This window comes from Streptomyces sp. NPDC056160, from assembly GCF_042268205.1.
Classification (GTDB): domain Bacteria; phylum Actinomycetota; class Actinomycetes; order Streptomycetales; family Streptomycetaceae; genus Streptomyces.
In genome coordinates, this window is record NZ_JBHJUW010000122.1 from 1 (window position 1) to 19,414 (window position 19,414).

The 19,414-nt window shown below is 71.8% G+C and carries 18 protein-coding genes; 3 read left to right on the forward strand and 15 right to left on the reverse strand.

From position 1 onward, the window contains the following. Window positions 1–824 precede the first annotated feature (824 nt). From ACFC02_RS32545 to ACFC02_RS32560, 4 genes are all read right to left on the reverse strand, one after another. The gene (locus tag ACFC02_RS32545) at window positions 825–1,622 is read right to left on the reverse strand and encodes an alpha/beta fold hydrolase (protein ID WP_376365151.1); all 798 of its coding nucleotides are present in this window, start codon (window positions 1,620–1,622) and stop codon (window positions 825–827) included. An 89-nt stretch (window positions 1,623–1,711) separates the two neighbouring features. Continuing rightward, window positions 1,712–2,611, reverse strand: coding sequence for an aldo/keto reductase (locus ACFC02_RS32550; protein ID WP_376365153.1), 900 nt, complete (start codon window positions 2,609–2,611; stop codon window positions 1,712–1,714). Then, the gene (locus tag ACFC02_RS32555; protein ID WP_376365154.1) at window positions 2,608–3,474 is read right to left on the reverse strand and encodes a helix-turn-helix domain-containing protein; all 867 of its coding nucleotides are present in this window, start codon (window positions 3,472–3,474) and stop codon (window positions 2,608–2,610) included. Before ACFC02_RS32555 ends, ACFC02_RS32550 begins: the two co-directional genes overlap by 4 nt. A gap of 391 nt (window positions 3,475–3,865) precedes the next feature. After that, window positions 3,866–4,639 carry a helix-turn-helix domain-containing protein gene (locus ACFC02_RS32560; RefSeq protein ID WP_376365156.1) on the reverse strand — a complete coding sequence of 258 codons (774 nt, stop codon included), beginning with the start codon at window positions 4,637–4,639 and terminating at the stop codon, window positions 3,866–3,868. 233 nt (window positions 4,640–4,872) lie between these two features. On the opposite strand from ACFC02_RS32560, the gene ACFC02_RS32565 reads away from it, so the two are divergent. Further along, a complete protein-coding gene (locus ACFC02_RS32565) occupies window positions 4,873–5,538 on the forward strand; it encodes a DUF4097 family beta strand repeat-containing protein (RefSeq protein ID WP_376365158.1) in 666 nt (221 codons plus the stop codon). Between the two features lie 1,580 nt (window positions 5,539–7,118). Beyond that, on the forward strand, window positions 7,119–7,604 hold the full coding sequence (locus ACFC02_RS32570) for a hypothetical protein (RefSeq protein ID WP_376365160.1): 486 nt from the start codon (window positions 7,119–7,121) through the stop codon (window positions 7,602–7,604). An 89-nt stretch (window positions 7,605–7,693) separates the two neighbouring features. On the opposite strand, the gene ACFC02_RS32575 is transcribed toward ACFC02_RS32570, so the two are convergent. From ACFC02_RS32575 to ACFC02_RS32625, 11 genes are all read right to left on the reverse strand, one after another. Further along, window positions 7,694–8,815, reverse strand: a complete 1,122-nt coding sequence (locus ACFC02_RS32575) for an aminotransferase class V-fold PLP-dependent enzyme (protein ID WP_376365162.1) — start codon at window positions 8,813–8,815, stop codon at window positions 7,694–7,696. Between the two features lie 171 nt (window positions 8,816–8,986). Next, entirely contained in the window at window positions 8,987–9,655 is a 669-nt protein-coding gene (locus ACFC02_RS32580) for a GntR family transcriptional regulator (protein WP_376365164.1), read from the reverse strand. Window positions 9,656–9,889: 234 nt separating this feature from the next. Continuing rightward, entirely contained in the window at window positions 9,890–10,891 is a 1,002-nt protein-coding gene (locus ACFC02_RS32585; RefSeq protein WP_376365166.1) for a proline racemase family protein, read from the reverse strand. Window position 10,892: 1 nt separating this feature from the next. Further along, the gene (locus ACFC02_RS32590) at window positions 10,893–11,822 is read right to left on the reverse strand and encodes a dihydrodipicolinate synthase family protein (protein ID WP_376365167.1); all 930 of its coding nucleotides are present in this window, start codon (window positions 11,820–11,822) and stop codon (window positions 10,893–10,895) included. Beyond that, window positions 11,819–13,237, reverse strand: coding sequence for an NAD(P)/FAD-dependent oxidoreductase (locus ACFC02_RS32595; protein WP_376365169.1), 1,419 nt, complete (start codon window positions 13,235–13,237; stop codon window positions 11,819–11,821). Before ACFC02_RS32595 ends, ACFC02_RS32590 begins: the two co-directional genes overlap by 4 nt. Continuing rightward, window positions 13,230–13,487, reverse strand: a complete 258-nt coding sequence (locus tag ACFC02_RS32600) for a 2Fe-2S iron-sulfur cluster-binding protein (protein WP_376365171.1) — start codon at window positions 13,485–13,487, stop codon at window positions 13,230–13,232. Before ACFC02_RS32600 ends, ACFC02_RS32595 begins: the two co-directional genes overlap by 8 nt. Further along, window positions 13,487–14,668, reverse strand: coding sequence for an NAD(P)/FAD-dependent oxidoreductase (locus ACFC02_RS32605; protein ID WP_376365196.1), 1,182 nt, complete (start codon window positions 14,666–14,668; stop codon window positions 13,487–13,489). The genes ACFC02_RS32600 and ACFC02_RS32605 overlap by 1 nt, the downstream gene beginning before the upstream one ends. 140 nt (window positions 14,669–14,808) lie before the next feature. Continuing rightward, window positions 14,809–15,468, reverse strand: coding sequence for a hypothetical protein (locus ACFC02_RS32610; protein ID WP_376365173.1), 660 nt, complete (start codon window positions 15,466–15,468; stop codon window positions 14,809–14,811). 382 nt (window positions 15,469–15,850) lie between these two features. Then, a complete protein-coding gene (locus ACFC02_RS32615) occupies window positions 15,851–16,876 on the reverse strand; it encodes a hypothetical protein (RefSeq protein ID WP_376365175.1) in 1,026 nt (341 codons plus the stop codon). A gap of 10 nt (window positions 16,877–16,886) precedes the next feature. After that, window positions 16,887–17,783 carry an XRE family transcriptional regulator gene (locus ACFC02_RS32620; RefSeq protein ID WP_376365177.1) on the reverse strand — a complete coding sequence of 299 codons (897 nt, stop codon included), beginning with the start codon at window positions 17,781–17,783 and terminating at the stop codon, window positions 16,887–16,889. Then, a complete protein-coding gene (locus ACFC02_RS32625) occupies window positions 17,780–17,983 on the reverse strand; it encodes a hypothetical protein (protein WP_376365179.1) in 204 nt (67 codons plus the stop codon). The genes ACFC02_RS32620 and ACFC02_RS32625 overlap by 4 nt, the downstream gene beginning before the upstream one ends. 586 nt (window positions 17,984–18,569) lie before the next feature. On the opposite strand from ACFC02_RS32625, the gene ACFC02_RS32630 reads away from it, so the two are divergent. Beyond that, window positions 18,570–19,403 (forward strand): IclR family transcriptional regulator, encoded by an 834-nt coding sequence (locus ACFC02_RS32630; RefSeq protein WP_376365181.1) that lies wholly within the window; start codon window positions 18,570–18,572, stop codon window positions 19,401–19,403. Window positions 19,404–19,414: the final 11 nt, after the last annotated feature.

Consider the following 19,414-nt stretch of genomic DNA (forward strand, 5'->3'; position numbering starts at 1 on the left):
ACCGACAAATCCCAAACAGGACAGTCGATGACGTCAGTCAGTAGGCGAGTCAGGCTCATCAGCGGAACCACCAGTCATATCTTCACTGTCAGTAGACCGGCTCCGCCCAGGTCGTCGCCGGCGGTGGTTGTCGAAACCATGAGTTCCGTCCTGTGAAGGGACCGTCATTGCGTGACCAGTTCAACAGGCCGAAGAAGCCAAGAGCTGGCAGATCTGCGACCCCACCCCTGAGTCCTGTGGGTGATGTCGCAGATCTGCCAGAGATCGAAAGCGGCCTTGACCCAAGGCCCGGTAGTCGCTGACTTCGGCTGGTCAAGGTGCCGGCCGTTGGATCGCTGATGTCGTCGGCCTCGGTGTGTACGAACGTGAAGGCACCCGGGCGGTCGTCCTCGCCGCCCATCAGGGGGCCACCTGCCGCAGGACGGCATCGTCGCCAACGGCGGCCGGTGCGCCCCCTTCGAGACGGTCTGCGAGCTGACCGACGCCGCGTGCCCCGCGATGCGGCGGGGTTCCCTGAGGTCAGCTCGCCCGCGGTGGCCTGCGGTTCTTTCAGATGACTTCGTCGGACGTGGGCAGCACGAAACGTGGGAAGATACCGCGCAACTGCTGTGCGGTGACCGTCGCGTCACCGTCCCCGGGCGCCGGCCGGCGCGCGGTCAGGGGCGCGGTCCACGCGCTGCGGTCACCCTCCGCCGCGACAATGACCGAGTAGGGCCGGTCAGGGACGGGGATGCGCCGGCCGTGGGTGTGGCACAGATCCGCTCGGGTGAGGCGTGGGCATCCGGCCGGAGCCGGCGGGTGACGTCGACGGCCGGAGGTGGGTCCTACTCGTGCACGGGCGACGACTGCTGCGGAAGGCGGCGGACGAAGTCCAGCAGCAGGGCGCAGAACGCCGCGGGCTGTTCCAGCGGCGCGAGATGTCCGGCGCCGGGGATGACGGCGGTCCGACCCGCATCGAGATCGCGGACCAGACCCGCGCCGCCCTCGTGGAAGTCGGGCATGTCGTGCTCGCCGACGCCGACCAGAGCGGGCACGCCCCTGAGCGTGCGCAGCGCCGCCGGGCCCGTGCCGAGGGGATCCGCCGCCTGCGGCGGTTCGCCGTGGGTGAGCTGTCCGGTCAGCCGGCGGCGGAGCATACGGGCGGCGTGGATGCGTACCTCCTCGGTCGCCGCGGCCGAGGTCCACGCCTCGACGCCGGCCTTCACCGCGGCATCCAGGTCGCCGGCGGCCAGCGCCGTCCGTTCGGCCTCCCAGGCGGCGTCCAGACGCGGGGAGGCGGGCTGGTCGTGGGCCCGGTACCCGACCAGCACCAGGCCCTCCACCCGCTCGGGTGCCGTGACGGCGGCCTGGAGCGCCACCAGGGCGCCCAGTGAGTTCCCGGCGAGCACGAAGCGGTCGGCCCCGAGGTGGTCGAGCGTGTCGAGCACGTCCGACCAGGGGGCCACCTCGCGGCGGTCGGGCACGGTCGCGTCGCCGTGGCCGGGCAGGTCCAAGGCGATGGCCCGCACGCCCGCCTCGGCGAGCAGCGGGAGGTGGGCGTCCCACATGGTGCGGTCGGTGGGCCGGGCGTGCAGCAGGACGACGGGCCGTCCCCGGCCTGCCTCGGTGGAGGGAAGCAGCATGGCTTGAGGTGCCTTCTTCGGTGAGTGGGTGGGGAGGGAGCGCCAGTCGGAGTGGAGGGCAGCGGCCGGCCCGGCGGGGTGGGCGCGGATCACGCGGCGTCGGTGAGTTCGGCGAGCTCCGTGTCGGTCAGGCGCAGCGTCGCCGCGGCCAGGTTCTCCTCCAGGTGCGCGACCTTGGAGGTGCCGGGGATGGGCAGCACGACCTCGGAGCGGGCGAGCAGCCAGGCCAGCGCCACCTGGGACGGCCGGGCGCCGTGGGCGGTCGCGATCCGGTCGACCGGTCCGCCGGGGCGGGCGAGCTCGCCTGCGGCTACCGGCGCCCAGGGGAGGAAGCCGATGCCGTGCCGGGTGCAGTGGTCCAGGACGTCGGCGGAGCCGCGGTCGGTCAGGTTGTAGCGGTTCTGGACGGTGGCGATCTCCGCGATCGTGCGCGCGTGCTCGATCTGGTCGACGGTGACCTGGGACAGGCCGATCGCGACGATCTTGCCCTCGTCCTGGAGCCTCTTCAGCTCACCGACCTGGTCCTCCAGCGGGACCTCGGAGTCGACGCGGTGCAGCTGGAACAGGTCGATGTGGTCCAGGCCGAGCCGGCGAAGGCTCATCAGGGCCTGCTGGCGCAGGTACTCCGGGCGCCCGACCGGCGGCCACGCCTGGGGGCCCAGGCGCACCAGCCCGTCGCGGGTCCTGATCGTGTCCGGTCCGTTGCGGGTCAGCCCGGCCTTCGTCGCGATGAGCACGTCGTCGGGGTAGGGATGGATCGCCTCCCGGATGATCTCCTCACTGACGTGGGGGCCGTAGGAGTCCGCGGTGTCGATCAGTTGCACGCCGAGTTCGACGGCCCGGCGCACCACGCGGACGCACTCGTCGCGGTCGTCGGGCTCGCCCCACACGCCGAGCCCGGTCAGGCGCATGGCGCCGAAGCCGAGACGGGTGACCTCCTTGCCGGCGATCTTGAACGTGCCGGCGGAGCCGGACAGGGCGGCGGTCATGATCGGACGTCTTCTTCCTCTGCGGGGATGTCCTGGACGGTGGGAGCCGAGCCCTGCTCGGCCAGTCGGCGGAGAAGGACCAGGGCATCGGCACTGGCGCTGCCAGGTGCCGCGCTGTAGACGGACAGGTGCTGCCCCGGGGCGCTGGTGACGGCCAGCGCCTCGAAGTGCAGCCGCACCTCACCCACGTGGGTGTGGCGGAAGTGCTTGTCCTCCTGCGTGCGGGGACGGACCTCGTAACGTGCCCACAGGCCGGTGAAGGCGGGGCTGCGCACGCTGAGTTCGCCGACGATCCGCTCGATCCGCTCGTCCTCGGGGAACTGCGAGGAGGACGCCCGCAGGTTGCCCACCGCGGTGTGCGCCGCCTTGTCCCAGTCGGCATAGAACTCCCGCGCGAACGGGTCGAGGAAGATCATCCGCAGCAGGTTGTCGTACCTCGCGAACCCGCGGTACAGCTCGCGCGCCATGGCATTGGCCGCCAGCACGTCCTGCGCCGCGCCGACCACGAAGGCCGGCACGTCGCGCATGCCGTCCATCAGCCGCACCAGCTCCGGGGCGACGGTCGGCGCTGCGGTCGCCGTGGCGAAGACGGGCAGGCCGAGCCGGAACAGGTGACCGGCTGCGGTACCGTCCAGCCGCAGCGCCGCAGCGATCGCCCGGAGCACCTGCCCGGACGGGTTCCGCTCACGACCCTGCTCCAGGCGGATGTAGTAGTCCGTGCTCACCCCGGCCAGCAGCGCCACCTCGTCCCGCCGCAGCCCCGGCACCCGCCGGTCCCCGCCGTCGAGCAGCCCGACATCCCGCGGCGTGATCATCGCGCGACGAGCACGCAGGTAGTCACCGAGCTCGTTGTTGCTTTCCATGTCCACCACGCTAGATCCAGCCCATGGACCGGGGCGTGGGTGCGGTGCACCCACCCGGGACCGCGGCTACGCGGCATCCCGGAGGTCCCGGACATCCCGGCATCCCGACACCCGGCACCCCGGCTCCCCGGCTCCCCGGCTCCCCGGCTCCCAGCGTGGAAGCCGCCCGGCCGCCGTGCCTCCGACCTCCGGGAGCGGAGCAGCCGGCAAGTGCCGGTGAGATTGATCTCGCTGCGGTCCCCCCGGCTGTTCCGGCTACTGGGCTCCCCCGTCTCGGGAGCCGCTGGGGGACTGAGCGACGAGCCGGGTCTCGATGTGCTGAAGGGTCGAGATCACGGCGTCGGCCCCGTGGGAATCGGTGACCGTGCCATCGAGCAGGCGGGTCCAGGCGTCACGCAGTCGCAGCAGGTTCTCCTGTGCCTTCACGGTGGGATAGAGGCGCACCCGAGGTTGTTCCGGGTTTGGTGTGGAGGACCTCGCGGGCCTGGTCCGCGGCGCGGGCGAGGCTTTCGGAGACGTAGTCGAGGAAGCGGGCGATGTTCTCCATGCGGACGGCGGACGGGGTGCCGGGCACGAGGATGCCGACGCCCTGGCGCGCGGTCTCGGCGACCTGGGCGGTGGAGCGGACGCTTGCCATCATCGACTGGTACCAGACGTCGTCGTCGATGGCGTACCGCTCGCGGCGGCGCTCGTCGCGCTCCCGGCGGACGAGGTCCTGGCTCTCCAGGAACGCGACCGCCTTGGAGATGGAGGCCGGGCTGACCTGGAGGCGCTGGACGAGTTCGGCGGCGGTGAGGCTGCCGGTGTCGCTGATGCACAGGCAGGCCATGACGCGGGCCATCATCTTGGGCGTGCCGGAGGCGATGAAGACGGTGGTGAGCGTCTCCTCGTACTCACGCACCGCCTCGGGGTCGCGCCCGTGGGGCTGCGGGGGCCTCGACGCATCGCGGGGCACGGCCTGCCGGCGGCGGTGGGCGCGACGTTCGGTGGCGCGGTGGGCCAGGTCGGCGCGGTAGGCGGCGGGGCCGCCGTTGCGCATGACCTCCCGCGTGATCGTCGAGGTGGGCCGTTCCAGGCGTCTGGCGATTTCCGCGTAGGCGAGGCCGTCGGCCAGGCCCAGCGCGATCTGCTGACGTTCGGACTGAGTGAGCCTGCCTCCCGGCATCGCGGTCTCCTTCGTGCTTCCTGACGGCTCGTGGCGGGGCTCAGCTTAGCGTTCACCTCTAGTTCATTGCAACGCATACAGCACAGCGTTGCATTAATCGCTAGCCTCGTTGCAATGAAATCCATAACTCTGACCTTTACTTATGGCAGATTCGCGCAACAAGCACATTGCTGGAGTCGTGAACGCAACGTAGTGTTTCCAATGTCAGAAACGACGAGCCGAAGGACAGAACGATGCAGAAGTTCGACACTCCCGCCCCGATCGCCGCCGTCCTGGACGTCCCCGCCGGACGCATCCAGGTCATCGCCGCCGACCGCGCCGACACCACCGTCGAGGTCCGGCCGGCTGACCCCGCCAAGGGCCGTGACGTGACGACCGCCGAGCGGACCACGGTCGAATTCGCCGGCGGCGTCCTGCAGATCCGCACCGCCGAGCCCAAGAACCAGCACTTCGGCCCCTCCGGATCCATCGAGGTCACCGTCCAACTGCCCGCCGGCTCGACCATCGAGGCCAAGACCGCCTCCTGCGAGCTGCGCGGCGTCGGCCGTCTGGGCGACGTCGTCTTCGAGGGGGCGTACCGGCAGATCAAGATCGACGAGGCCGCGAGCGTGCGCCTCACCGCGGTCGACGGCGACGTCGAGGTCGGACGGCTGGGCGGTCCCGCGCAGATCAGCACCGCACGGGGGGACATCCGTATCAGCGAGGCCATGGGCGGCAAGGTCGAGCTGCGCACCCAGGACGGAAGCATCTCGGTCGGCGCCGCCGCCGGCGTCTCGTCCGCCCTGGACGGCAGCACCTCCTACGGCCGCATCAGCAATGCACTCAAGAACGACGGCACCACCGAGCTCGACATCCGCGCCACCACCTCCCGCGGCGACATCACCGCCCGCAGCCTCTGAAACAGCAGCAGCACGGGACATCCGGCCGGGCCCATGACGGCCCGTCGCCGACCACCCCGGCCGGCCGTCCGAAACCAGTCGTACAACGTCTCACGCGACCAGGGGGAAGCCCATGACCAACAGCAGCGCGTCCTCGTCCACGCTCAGTGGACCGGCATGGTGCCGGTCGACGACACGGCCCTGGCCGTCACCGACACGGCGGCCCCCGCGTCCCGGTCATCTACCTCAACGGCCAGTTCGCCACCCAGGGGTACTGGCGACGGGTCCTCGCCGAACCGGGCGGCGAGTGGCGCCACGTCACCTTCGACGAACGAGCGCGCGGCAAGAAGTCGTGCACCCTCGCTGCGGGGCGCTCCGCGGTTCGCGGAGACGGACCGGGTGACGTGACAGCCCCTCTGGTGGCGCTCGGGCTCTGCACGGCCGCTATTCGGCGATTCCGGCGGCCCGCAGGCTCTCCAGGTCCGTGCGCATGTCCTTGAAGTACTTCGAGCGGGTCGGAGCCACGACCACCATCGTCGGGTAGGGGGACGTGCGGGCCTTGGCGAGGTAGGAACGCGCCCGGGAGGAGAAGGCCTGGGAGTCCGCCGCCTCGGCCCGGTCTCGGTGCAGGAGGAAGTGGGTCTCGGGGTCTCGGGGTCTCGGGGTCTCGGGGTCTCGGCGGCGAGGTGACCGGGGATGCCGGAGAACCCGGCGTCGGAGAACTTCGCGGCGGTGATGTCCAGCGCCCAGTCGACCGCGGCGTAGAAGCGCTCCGCGCCCTCCCGGAAGGCTTCCTGGACCTTTGCCGGGAGGGTGGAGTGGGCGGGCCGCACCATCAGTTGCGGGATGCGCCCGGAGAGCGTGACGTGCCGGAAGACGCAGGCGAAGGGCGGTATCCGGGCGCCGGAGGCGAGGTTGTGCACCGAGACGTCGCTGAACTGCACGCCGTGCAGTACGCCGCCGGCCCGGCAGTCCCGCAGGGAGAGATCGTGCACTCTGAGCCCGAACTCCGGGTCCTCGTGCTGGGACAGCGTTCCGCCCTGGAAGGTGCAACGGACGAGATCGGCGCCGCCCAGCGAGCGCGGTGAGCCGATCAGCTTCTCGTGCGGAAACACCTTGTCCGTGATGACCGTACGGGTCATGGCCCCGCCCCTCTGCCGCCTTTGCGCCTGATCGTCGGGCCACCGTACACAGCCGGTCCGACATCGGTGCTGCGGTGTGCGGCCGGCCCCGCGCGTCCAGGGGAGCGAGCAGCCCCCGCACCCAGGCCGAGGCACGTCGCGCCGCGCCAGAAGCCTCCGGACAGCTCAACTTCCGGGCTGCAGCGGCTACTTTGCGACTGGGATCACATCGCACAGAGGACTCCGGCGCCGAGAGCGGGTGACTTCCGTTCTCGCGTACATCGCCTGCCGGCGCAGGTGTACCACTCCCCGTTCCGCTGGATCCGCAGGTGCTTGCCAGGCTTGCCATCAACCAGGGAGGTCCTCAATTCCCGGGCAATGCGCCCTGGTCATGCCCCGCGAACCGTGAAACGCTCCCGCCAGGGACCGTGCACCCGCACGGCTCAAGGGGGAGGACTCAAAGCCTTGAAAATCAGCCACATGGCCAAGTTCGGCATTGTCGCGAGCCTCGCGTTCGCCGGTGTCACACTCGGTACCACCACCGCATCCGCCGAGGTCTGGGGTGGCGGCTGCCGCGCCTATGTGATGGAGCCGGGCGACGTCGAAATGGACTCCTGCGCCTACGCAGCGGACAGCAGCAACAGCTGGAACAGCACACGCATCTACCCGGATGTCACCACCGTCGAACATCAGTGGAACCCTGGTGACCCGGACCAGGTCGATCCCTGCGCACAGCTCATGCGCGTCAACCCCGACGGCTCGTTGACCCAGATTCACGACTTCGTCTGTGGGGGCTGGGTCGGGCCGGGGCGGGGCGGACCGTCGCAGAACGAGTGGAAAGGTACGGACCGCGCCTGGTCCGCCCCGGCAGGCGGCACCTACGTGGTGCAATCCGGATACTGGGCCACGGTCAACGGCCACTACGGCTACTACGGCAACGTGCAGTCTCCCCGGATCTACACCTGACACGCGAGTGTTGCCCACGCCAAGTGCGTGGGCAACAGCCCGTTCCGCTGACGCCCCGTACGAAGCTGCCCCGGCCCTTGTTGACACGATCACGGGGACTTCCCCAGAACGGCCAAGACCGCGTCGAGTGCGGTCGCAGTGGTGGTGGCGTGAATGCTGAAACGTATGCGGTTATCCCCGTGCACGGTCGCGGTCAGCCCCGCCGCGTCGAGCCGTTCGTGGACGGCCGGGGCGGCGCCGTGCGCAGTGCCCACCACGACGGGACCCGCGCGTTCGTGCGGTGACACGGGCGACGGCACCGGCATGCCCGCGGCGAGGAGCCGGCCGATGAAGGCGGTCGCCGTGTCCTCGATGCGGCGCTGGACGGTGGCGACCCCGACCGATTCCAGCTGGGCGAGGGCCGTCGCGAGTGCCCCGGATGCGAACGGTGATCCGTCGGTCGTCGAGAATCGCTGTGCGCCGGGGAGCGGCTCGTGGGGTACGCCGTCGTAGTGCGAGGGCCTTTGGACACCGCTCCAGCCACCGAGAGTCGGCCGGAGGCGCGCGAGGCCCCGGGGGGACAGCGCCACGAAGCCCGTGCCCCACCCCGCTCTGAGCCACTTCTGGCCGCCGACGACGAGCGCGTCGGCCAGCGTCCAGTCGGCGTCGACGACACCGAATCCCTGGATGCCGTCCACCACGAGGAGGCGGTCGCCGATCGCGGAACGGATGCCGGCCAGGTCGGCACGGACCCCGGTTCGGAAGTCCACCGCGCTGACCGCCACCGCGACGCTGTCCGGCGTGAGCGAGGCTGCCACACGTTCGGGTGTCACCGGCGCGAGTTCGTCCCCGGGTACGGCACGCAGAGGACGTACGGTGACGAGCCCCGCCTCCTGCGCCCGCCACCACGCGTACAGATTCGAGGGGAGCTCCGCGGCGCTGACGAGCACCGCGCCCCGCGGCAGCCCGAAGGCGACCTGGAGAAGGCCGAACGACGTGCTGGGCGTCAGCACCACCGCGCCGCGGTCGAACCCCGTGAGGCGGGAGACTGCCGCGAGAGCGTTCTCGTCCTCCGCGTGCAGTCCCGCCGAGGGAACGCCGGCGCTCGCCTCGGCCGTGAGCCGGCCGATCGTCTCCACGACCGCGCGCGAGGGTGGTCCGTAGCTGCCGAAGTTGAGGTATCCGGCCGGCTCGGCGAAGGAGGCGAGGTAGTCGTCGAGCGCTGCCGTCATGCGAGCACCCGCCGCGTCATCGGGGCCGCGGCGGTGGCCGCGTCGACATCGGCGACCTCCGCCCGGCTCGGCAAGGCGGCGCTCTCAGAATTCACTGCGAGGCCCTTCGGTTCACGGGCACGCGCCGAAAGCCCGCCCGGCTCGGCCGGGCGGGCTCGTCATACCGGCGTCTCAGTCCTCCGAGCGGCCGTTCCACCAGCCGAGGACGTGTCCGATGTGGGCGGTGAGCAGCGTTTCCGCGCCCCGTCCGTCGCGCGCCTCCAGCAGATCCACCAGGCTGTGGTGCTCCGCGGCCGAACGGGCCAGCTCGGCCGTACCGATCATGTCGGCCAGGCCCACCATGCGGGTCTGCTGGCGCAGGTCCTTCACCATCGCGACCAGCCGGCGGTTGCCGTGCAGCTCCAGCAGTCGCAGGTGGAAGGCCATGTCGGCGGAGAGGTAGGCCGCCAGATCGGCCGCGGCGGCCGCCTCGACGATCGCCTGGGCCCTGCGCCGCAGTTCGGCGGCGGCCTCCGGTTGCAGTGTGCGCGCGATGTCCCGCATCGGCGGGGCCTCCAGCAGCTGGCGCAGCCGCACGATCTCCCAGAGGTCCTGCTCGCTCACCTCGGTGATCCGGAAACCCTTGTTGCGCACCACGTCGACGAATCCGCGTCCCTGCAGGTTGAGCAGGGCTTCACGGACCGGGGTGGCGGAGATCCCGAAGCGTGTGGCCAGCGTCGGCGCGGTGACCAGGGTGCCCGGGGCCAGTTCGCCCGAGACGATGGCCGCGGCCACCGCGTCCTCCACCGTGCCGCGCAGGCTCGCTCCCACCGACACCGGGCCGATGATCGATGAACTCATCCGCGCCGTCCTCCCACGACTAAAATGTCACACCCCGCCAACTCCGCCGACCGGCGCAGTGCCGAGTATCCCATTCGCCGGTCGGCGCGGGTGCCAGGGGGAACACCGACAGTGGCGTCCCTTGACATGTCACGTCCGCCGGCGGCACGCGCGGTGGCGTGCCGGGCCGGTCGCTGCGGCCTCTGCCCTGCGGGACCCGGCTGCGAAAAGCCGCATGACCTCCCTCTTTGCTCCTCAGAACTCGAAACCGGCCGGGTAGGGATCGGTGGGATCCAGCATGTACTGGCCCATCCCGGTCACCCAGGCCCGGCCGGTGATGGTCGGCAGCACCGCGGGCAGGCCGGCGACCGTGGTCTTTCCCACCAGACGGCCGGTGAACCGGCTGCCGATGAAGGACTCGTTGACGAAATCCTGGTGCAGCGCCAGCTCGCCGCGTGCGTGCAGTTCGGCCATCCGCGCCGAGGTGCCGGTTCCGCAGGGCGACCGGTCGAACCATCCCGGGTGGATGGCCATGGCGTGCCGCGAGTGCGCGGCGTTCGAACCGGGCGCGATGAACTCCACGTGGTGGCAATGGCCGACGCCCTCGATCTCCGGGTGAGCGGGCGGCGCCGACGTGTTGATCGCGTCCATGATCGCCAGTCCGGCGCCCAGTATCTCGCCCTTGCGTTCGCGGTCGAACGGCAGCCGCACGTCGTCGAGGTCCACCATGGCGTAGAAGTTCCCGCCGAACGCCAGGCTGTACCTGACCTCGCCGAGGCCGGGCACCTCGACCTTCTCGTCGAGCCGGTCGCAGTACGCGGGCACGTTCTGCAGCGTGACGCTCTCGGCGTGCCCGTCCTTGACCGCGATGTCGGCCACGACCAGCCCGGCCGGGGTGTCCAGCCGGATGGTGGTCACCGGCTCGACGACCTCGACCATCCCGGTCTCGACCAGGACCGTGGCCACCCCGATCGTGCCGTGCCCGCACATCGGCAGGCACCCGGACACCTCGATGTACAGCACACCGAAATCCGCGTCGGGGCGGGTCGGGGGCTGCAGGATGGCGCCGCTCATCGCCGAGTGGCCGCGCGGCTCGTTCACCAGCAGCCGCCGTACATGGTCGAGGTGCTCGACGAAGTACAGCCGCCGCTCGTTCATGGTGGCGCCGGGGATCACCCCGATGCCACCGGTCACGACCCGGGTCGGCATGCCCTCGGTGTGCGAGTCGACAGCGGAGAACAGCCGCGACGTACGCATCTCAGACCGCCACCGCGCGGCGCGCCTTGAGCGCGGCGACGGCCCGTCGCATGTCGGCGCGCACCTGGGCCTCGTGCTCGGCACAGAGCGGGCCGCGCGGCGGGCGGCACGGGCCGCCGTACCGGCCGACCATCTCCATGCCGAGCTTGATGGCCTGCACGAACTCGGTGCGCGAGTCCCACCGGAACACCGCGACGAGGTGCTTGTAGAGCTCCCGGGCCTGCTCGAACCGCCCGGCCAGCATGTGCTCGTAGATCGCCACCGACTCGGCGGGGAAGGTGTTGGGGAAGCCGGCGAACCAGCCGACCGCCCCGTCGGCCATCAGCTCGAACAGCACATCGTCGGCGCCTGCGACGACGTCGATGTCGCACCGCTCGGTGATCTCGAACAGCCGGCGCACGTCCCCGCTGAATTCCTTGATCGCGGTGACGTTGGGCAGCTGGGCGATCTCGGCCACCAGGTCGGGGACGAGGTCGACCTTGGTGTCGACCGGGTTGTTGTAGATCATGATCGGCAGCCCGACCTCGTCGATCTTCGCGTAGTGCTCGACGACCTGCTCGCGGTTGGCCCGGTACATCGTCGGCGGCAGCGCCAGCACCGCGTCGGCGCCGTCCTCCGCGGCCAGCTCGGCCCAGTGCCGGGCCTGGTGCCAGCCGGGCCCGTGCACCCCGGCGACCACGGCGCCGCGCCCGCCGACCGCCTCGACGGCCACCTGGACGACCTTGCGACGCTCCGCGTCGGTCAGCGCGGAGTACTCGCCGAGCGATCCGTTCGGGCCGACGCCGTGGCAGCCCTCGGCGATGAGCCAGTCGCAGTGCTCCGCGTAGCGGTCGTAGTCGACCTCCAGTCCGGCGGGAGCCGAGGGGTTCTCCTTGAAGGGCAAGGCGGTGGCGACGATCACTCCGCGCAGATCGGTCGGTGCGGAACTCATGGGACGTCCTCTCGGTCACTGGTCCTGGTCGAAACGGAGAGTTCGCCCAGGCGTACGGGGATGGCGATCGGTCGTTGGGCGGTACGGCCCGCGTCGAGCAGGCCGGGCTCGTTCGCACCGGTGAGCAGGTCCTCGACCGCGCGGCCGCAGGTGCGGCCCTGGCACAGGCCGAGTCCGGCCCGGGTGGTCAGTTTGAGCGAGCGCAGCCCGCGGGATCCGGTCAGCTCCGCGGTCCGGCGCAGGGCACCCGCGGTGACGTCCTCGCAGCGGCACACCACGGTGTCGTCGTCCACCCAGGCACGCCAGCCGGGGCGGATGCCGTGCGCGGCGGCGAGCCGCGCGGCGAACTCCCGGAAGACCGCGCGCTCGCGGACCGCGCCCGGTGCGGGCACGCCCCCGGCGGCGACGGCCCCGGCGATCTCCCCCTCGGCCAGGGCCAGGTCGACGCCGCCGATGCCGGTCAGCTCGCCGGCGGTCAGGAGCCCGGACACCGACGTACGCTGCCGCTCGTCGACGGTGACCGCACCGTCCACGCCCAGCGCGCAGCCGGCCGCCGTGGCCAGCTCGGTGCGCGGGACGAAGCCATGGCTCACGCAGACGGCGTCGACCTCGATCCGTCGTCCGGTACCGGGGATCGGCGCCCAGTCCCGGGTCAGGCGCGCCACCGTCACCGCCTCCACGCGATCGGTGCCGTGCGCCGCGACGACCGCCGCCCCGGTCCGGTACGGAATGCGGCGGGCGGCCAGTCGGCGGGCGTACCCGGCCAGCTCACCGGCCTTGTGCCGAGCCGCGAGCAGCTGCCAGGGCCGGGTCGCCCAGCCTCCGACGAGCTGCGCCGGGCCGGCCGCCTCGACCACGCCCGCGACCTCGGCGCCGATCCGCAGCAGGCTGGAGACGACGGGGAGCAGGAACGGCCCGGCACCGGCCACCAGGACGCGGCGGCCGACGGCCACCCGCTCGCCCTTGGCCAGTGCCTGCGCCGCCCCGGCGGTGAAGACGCCGGGCAGGTCCCAGCCGGGAAACGGCAGCGTGCGCTCGTACGCCCCGGTCGCGAGCACCAGGGCCGCCGGATCGTAGGTACGCGGCTCGCGCCCCTGCCCGTCCGGCTCGCCGACGAGCACGTGCACGAGCGGCGGGGCGTCATCACGCCGGTCGACCGACCAGACGTGCGCGCCCGTCACGACCTCGCAGCCTTCGTCGGCCAGCAGTTCCTCGCGCATCGCGACGAAGCGGTCCCAGCCGTGCTGCCACAGCCGCTCGCCCGTGCCGGCGCGCCCGCCCGGCAGATGCCGCCAGTACTGCCCGCCGACGTCGTCGCCCGCTTCGAGCAGCACGACACGGGCGCCGCGGCGGCGGGCGGCCAGCGCCGCGGCCATCCCGGCGGGTCCGCCGCCCACGACGAGTACCTCAGTCACGATCGTCCTCCTGCAGGTCGACCCTGTCGCCGTCCACGGCCCGTCGCTGGCAGGCCCGCACGTCGCGCAGGCCGTTGACGGTCACCAGGCAGTCGAAGCAGGCGCCGATCCCGCAGAAGACACCGCGGGGGCGGCCGGTACGGGTACGCCGCCAGGCCACCCGCCCGTCGGCCAGCAGCAGCGCGGCGATGCTCTGCCCGGCCAGACCGGCGATCCGGTCCCCGTCGACCTCGATGTGGATCCCCGTCATCAGGCGGCCCCTTCGAGGTGCGGCAGCAGGGTGGGACGGTCCGGTCCGAACTCGGCGGCCAGCGGATCGGCGGCACCGCCCAGGAGTTGGTCGCGCAGCAGCTCCGCGGTGGCCAGGCTCAGGCCGATCCCGGCGCCCTCGTGCCCGGTCGCGTGCCACAGGCCGGGCAGCCGGGGGTCGGCACCGATCACCGGCAGGTGGTCGGGGACGAACGGCCGGAACCCTCCGTAGGCGCGCATCACCTGTGCGTCGGCCAAGAAGGGGAACAGCAGCAATGCCTTGGCGGCCAGCGCGGCGAGCACCCGGGCCTCGATGCGCTCGTCGAAGCCGCGGCGCTCCCGGGAGGAGCCGATCAGGACGGTCCCGCCGGCGGTCGACTCGACCACGCTGGAGACCTGGAGGTCGGCCGAGCCCGAGCCGACCGCGCCCACGTAGTCGGCGTCGTACACCTTGTGCCGAACACGCGCCGGCATCCGTGAGGTGACCAGCACCGTGCCGCGACGCGGACGCACCGGGAGGAGGACACCGAGCCGCTCGGCGACCAGGCCGGACCAGGGTCCGGCGGCGAGCACCACGGCGTCGGCGGGCAGGGTTGCAAAAGCGGCCTGTACGCCGGCGAGCCGACCCGACGACAGCACCGGCCCGGTCACCTCGACGCCCTGCAGTACGCGCGCACCATGACGGCGGGCCGAGGCCAGCAGCGCCTCGGTCGCGGCCACCGGCTGCACCTGCATGTCCTCGGGGTAGAACACCGTGGCGGTGCCGTGCGGTGTCAGGTCGGGCTCCAGCTCATGGGCCTGGGCGTCGTCCACCGTCTCGGCCAGCACCCCGGCACCCCGCTGGGCGTCCGCGAACGCCAGCAGGGCCTGCGCGCCGGCCTCGGTCGTGGCGACCACCAGGCCGCCCTTGCGTTCCAGTTCCAGGCCGGGGAATCCGGCGGGGAGCTCGTCGCGCAGCTCGTCCCCGATCCGTGCCCAGGCGGCGAGCGAACGCTGCGCCAGCCGCAGCTCGGGGCCCGGTTCCTTGTCGGAGACGAGCAGATTGCCCTCACCGCCCGCGGAGGTCCCCCCGGCTGTGGGGCCGCGGTCGACGACGGTCACGTCGCATCCGGCCCGGACCAGGGCACGGGCGATCGCCGCGCCGACGATACCGGCGCCCACGACGACGACCCGAAGAGGAATGCCCACATCAGTACTATGTCACATGTTGCATTGGGGCGGGAGGCCCTTGGTCTCTTGATCTCTTGATCTCTTGATCTCTTGATCTCTTGATCTCTTGATCTCTTGATCTCTTGGGTCAGGGAGCTCCGGTCTTGCAGAGTTCAGCCCCCTGGGCCGGCCGGCTCCGGTTGCCCGGGTCCGAGGGCCACCGTCGTCGTGACCCGGGTGAGCGAGGGTTTCCTCGGCACTGATCCGAAGCCGAAGCGGACGGGCGGTTCCACGGGTGTCATGGCGCCGAGGTCGGCGCCTTCGAAGAACGCCGAGATGACGCGGATCGGCCGCAGATCCCGTGCGCCGTACCATTCGCGGCGGCCCGCACCGGCACTGCCCCGGGTCCGCACACCGCGCAGGAGCAGGCGGGCCGGCCAGTCCGTGAGCGTGCTCCACGCCGGCCGGCAAACGAGAGTGCCGGGCAGGGCCCGCAGGAGAAGACCCAGAAGCCCTCGCCTGCCGGCGACGAAGCGCAGCTGCAACGGGCCCGCGGTGACCGTCCAGGAGCCGTCGGCGATCCGGACCCGCACGGGGACGACGCGCACGGTGTCGAAGACGTAGGTTCCTGCGATGAAGTCCGCGCTCTGCCGCGTGGGGGCCAGCAGCAGCCGCTCGCCTTCGGGCCGCTCCAGCATCACGTCGCTGAACGGGCCGAACGGTGAGTGCTGCCAGTGGCCGAGCACGATGCGCGTCCCGGAGCACGTGCCCAGGCCCGCGATCCAGCCCTCGAAACGCAGCCGCGGGGGGCGCCGCGCGGTCCACCGGGGCACCGGCTCATCCACACGTTGCGGCCGGAGCGGTCCCGCGCCGCGGGCCGGCGTCAGGAAGAAGCAGCCGTCGGCATCCAGGGCCGTGATGTTCCGGAGCGTACATGCCTGACTCCTTGCGAAGTGCCCCCGGTCTCGCCCGCAGCCTCCACGGGCGGCGGGTCCCCCGCGCCCGACCGTGCAAACGCAAGCGGTGGGCATGCGGTCCTGGCCGGCGTCCCGCCCTCCCCCGCGGCCGGTCCGTCACGGGAAGGATCGACTGCCCGAACGGATTCGCGTGCGTCTGCCCCGAGATCGACTTCGGCGGCAGGTGCCGGCCCCGGCAGCGCCTCCACGGCACCCCGCGGCTGAGGCCGATCCGGCGGTCGCGGTGCCGCCGGGGCCTTCAATGCGCCGGCGCGGTGCGGATGCGGGGGCTGAGGAAGCGGTGCAGGTAGTAGACGAGGGTGCTGCCGCGTCCGCTGGGCCGGGCGTCGGTGGCGTCTTTCCAGCACACGGCGCTCGCCTCCTTGAAGAACTGGGGGGCCGACTCGCGGTCGCCGGCGGTGACTTCCACCAGCAGCCCTCGCGGTTCGGGGGTCTGCTGCTGGGCGGGAGCGCGCTCGTCAACGGCCTCCGGCGCCGTCCTGTTGGGCAGTTCCTCGGCCCGCCCTCCCGCACCGGTGGTACGGGTTTCGGGTCCGTGGGCCGCGGGGGTGTCCGGGGCTGAGGGGGCTGCGGCGAGGATGACCTGGAGCTGTTCGGCGAAGTGCGTGCCGGGGGCGGGGATTTCGAGGTCGGGGTGGCGGTGGTAGCCGATCGTGACGGCGCGGGAGACGAACTTGATGACGGCGGTGGCGGTCTGGGTGTGCTGGCGGGGGCCGGCCGGGGTGAGGCGGCTGAGGATGCGCAGCAGGGTGGGCAGGCTGGTGTCGGCGTTGACCACGTTGGAGGCGGGCGAGGTCGGGCCGTAGAAGGAGGCGCTGCCTTCTCCTCGTGCGTAGGCGCTTATCTGGGTCTGCCACAGCGCGGCGGCGTGGGCGTCGCCGCGGGCGAGGTGGTGCAGGTAGAGGCAGTAGGAGGCGGGCGCGTCGTCCGCGCCGGCGGCGTACTGCCACCAGAAGCGAGCGCCGTCGTCGCCGCCGGCGATCTGCAGTACGCAGCCGAGGATCCAGGCGGCGCGTGGCTGGGGCACCTGGTCGGTGAGGAAGTCGACGAGCTGTGCGGCGCTGCAGTGGGCGACGGCCGTCTCGCACAGGGCGGCGAGCTCTGCGGCGGCGTCTTCGCCGGCCGGGTCGTGGCCGGGCTTGTTCCCGGCCTGGGCGAGGTCGTCGAAGGCGTAGTAGGCCGAGTCGTCGTGGGGGACGACGTCCGCCGGGACGTAGTGGTCCAGCAGGCGGGACTGGGCGAGGAGATCGTCGATGGCGCTCATGGGGGGCTGATCACTCCAGGGTGTCGGGGCGGATGCCGGGGTGGAGGCCGTGCAGGGCACCCCTGGCGTGGCGGGTGAGGCTGTGGGTGATGGCCGGGGGCAGACCGACGATGTCGGGCACGGCGCCCTCGTCGATGCCGCACAGAAAGCGCAGGACGGTGACGTCCATCTGATCGTCGGGGAGGCGGCATACGGCCTCGAAGAAGGCCACCATCCTGGCGGCCCGGGCCAGGCAGTCGTCGGGACCGGCGGCTTCGGCGACGGCCGTGGTCCGCAGGGCCGCCGTGCGAAGGTCGGGGTGCCCGTCATGGGTGTCGGCCCGCGCCATGACCTTGGCACGCAGCAGGTTCCACGCGTGGCGCGGGGTGTTGCTGCTGCTCGTCGCCTCGTTCCAGTTGAGCCACAGGATGTCGAAGGTCTCCGCGACCACCCGGCGGGTACGGGCCTCGGTTTGCAGGAACGCCTGGGCGTAGGCGGTGTAGGGGCGGCCCATGACCTGCTTGAAGGCTAGGTGGGCGATCGGCGGTTCCTCCGGCCCCAGGGGCTGCACGGCGTGGATACCGTCCTCGATCCAGGTGTCCTTCTTCGCCGCCTCCCGTGCGGCTGCCGTCCACAGGCGCCGTAACGGCCAGGGAGGGATGTCCAGGACCTTGACCACGCTGTAGGTCATCGCCCAGCCCGGGTTGTAACCCTTGCCCCGCAGCAGTTCGGACAGCCTGGTCTTGGAGTAGCCGGAGCGGCTGACGAGTTCGTCGAGGGTCAGTCCGCTGGCGGCGAGCCGTCTGCGGACCTGCTCCAGCCAGGTCCGGTGGGTCACCCCGACGGTGTCGCAGATGGGGCCGGGCGGGCGTCCTTTGCGGCTGGGAGGCTCGCCGTCGGGCTGGTCGGATATCCGGGGTATGTTCACCGCGACGGTCCCTCGCTCCCGGCCGCCGGGTCGCACTGTGCACCGGCACCGTCGAACGCGGCGACGATCTGCTGGACGAGGAGTCCGAGGGAGGGCAGCAGCGCGGCCACGGCCGCGAGATGCCCGAGCACGGTCATCACCGTGCTCCACGCGAGGACCGTCGCCAGTACGGCCACGGTCATCACTTGCTTACTGGTCATGGCGCCTTCCGTGCGCAGGGAAGAAGAGTGTCTGGGGCGCCTTTCCGGCGGCGGTGCTGAGGCGCCGCCGGGAAAGCTGGACCACAGCATGGTGCTCCCACCGCGCATCACTCAACGTGATCATGGAGTTGCGGAACAATGGCCTCGTGCCCCCGCCACGTAGCAGGCGCCGCAGCACGTCAATCTCGGCCTTCACCGACACCGAATCACGGCTGAACGAACACTTTTGACGGCGATCCCGTCCTTCTCGGCGCGGGACGAGCCGGAGAGCGCACTATGGAAGTGACGCCCCGGCGTCGCACCTTCCGGTCTGGGAGGCCGCGCGGCCCCCTTGTGCTGAAGAACCACCGAAGGGGACCGCCCCGCTTCCGTCCAGCCGCTCAGGTGCTGGGCGGAAGCGGACCAGGACCGCGCACCACGCCGGATGAGTCCCGGGCCCACCGTCACTCACCGCAGTGGTGGAACGGCGGCTCCTCGGTCGCCGCCCACCACTCGGCCTCGTCCCCGGGCGAGGCCAGGATGCGACGGACGCCGACGACACGCCCTGTATTTTCCTGTCTGTGCGGGTACGTCGAGGGGTGGTCCGGTGAACGAACACGAGACGACGCCGGGTACGTCGTCGGGTACGTCGTCGAGCGTGTCGCCGGCCGTCGGCCGGGCGCTGGACATCCTGGTGTACCTCGCGGCGCGCCCCGGCCTGGTGCAGGCCTCGACGCTCGCGCGTGACCTGGGCATCCCGCGGTCCTCCGCGTACCACATCCTCACCGTTCTGGCCGATCGCGGCTTCGTCACCCACGTGCCGGCGGAGCAGGCGTACGGGCTCGGTGTCACCTCCTTCGAGGTGGGCTCCGCCTACCTGCGCCACGAGCCCCTGGAGCGGCTCGCCCGGCCCATCCTGCGTACTCTCGCGCGCCGGCTCGGCCAGACGGTGCACCTGGGCATCCTGCACGGCGCCGAGACGGTCTACCTGCTCAAGGAACAGCCGTCCGCGGGCCGGGCCGGCGACGTCGACATCGCCCTCGTCACCGACGTCGGCGTACGTCTGCCGGCCCACCTCACGGCCAACGGGCGCGCCATTCTCGCCCACTCCTCCAAGGCGCAGCTGCGGGCGCTCTTCTCCCGGCCGGGCGACCTGACGACCCGCACGGGCAGGGGGCCGCGCACGCCGGCGGGACTCGTGGCGGAGTTGGCCCGGGAGCGTGAGCGCGGCTGGTCGCAGGAGGTCGAACTGGTCACCCGGGGGTTCTGCTCGATGGGGGTGGCGGCGTTCGATCACCACGGGCGGCCCATCGCGGCCATCAGCACCACCTGGCGCCGCTCCCACCCCCGGCACGACACCGACGAGGTGCGCGACGCCCTGCGGCTCGGTGCCGCACGGCTCACCACGGCCGTCTCGGGCCACGCGCCGACGACCGGGTGAGGGGCGAGGAC

Excerpts from the sequence above, each read along its gene's own strand:
- ACFC02_RS32545 (WP_376365151.1), bottom strand. The coding sequence starts at position 1,622 with ATGCTGCTTCCCTCCACCGAGGCAGGCCGGGGACGGCCCGTCGTCCTG.
- ACFC02_RS32550 (WP_376365153.1), bottom strand. The coding sequence starts at position 2,611 with ATGACCGCCGCCCTGTCCGGCTCCGCCGGCACGTTCAAGATCGCCGGC.
- ACFC02_RS32555 (WP_376365154.1), bottom strand. The coding sequence starts at position 3,474 with ATGGAAAGCAACAACGAGCTCGGTGACTACCTGCGTGCTCGTCGCGCG.
- ACFC02_RS32560 (WP_376365156.1), bottom strand. The coding sequence starts at position 4,639 with ATGCCGGGAGGCAGGCTCACTCAGTCCGAACGTCAGCAGATCGCGCTG.
- ACFC02_RS32565 (WP_376365158.1), top strand. The coding sequence starts at position 4,873 with ATGCAGAAGTTCGACACTCCCGCCCCGATCGCCGCCGTCCTGGACGTC.
- ACFC02_RS32570 (WP_376365160.1), top strand. The coding sequence starts at position 7,119 with ATGGCCAAGTTCGGCATTGTCGCGAGCCTCGCGTTCGCCGGTGTCACA.
- ACFC02_RS32575 (WP_376365162.1), bottom strand. The coding sequence starts at position 8,815 with ATGACGGCAGCGCTCGACGACTACCTCGCCTCCTTCGCCGAGCCGGCC.
- ACFC02_RS32580 (WP_376365164.1), bottom strand. The coding sequence starts at position 9,655 with ATGAGTTCATCGATCATCGGCCCGGTGTCGGTGGGAGCGAGCCTGCGC.
- ACFC02_RS32585 (WP_376365166.1), bottom strand. The coding sequence starts at position 10,891 with ATGCGTACGTCGCGGCTGTTCTCCGCTGTCGACTCGCACACCGAGGGC.
- ACFC02_RS32590 (WP_376365167.1), bottom strand. The coding sequence starts at position 11,822 with ATGAGTTCCGCACCGACCGATCTGCGCGGAGTGATCGTCGCCACCGCC.
- ACFC02_RS32600 (WP_376365171.1), bottom strand. The coding sequence starts at position 13,487 with ATGACGGGGATCCACATCGAGGTCGACGGGGACCGGATCGCCGGTCTG.
- ACFC02_RS32615 (WP_376365175.1), bottom strand. The coding sequence starts at position 16,876 with ATGAGCGCCATCGACGATCTCCTCGCCCAGTCCCGCCTGCTGGACCAC.
- ACFC02_RS32625 (WP_376365179.1), bottom strand. The coding sequence starts at position 17,983 with ATGACCAGTAAGCAAGTGATGACCGTGGCCGTACTGGCGACGGTCCTC.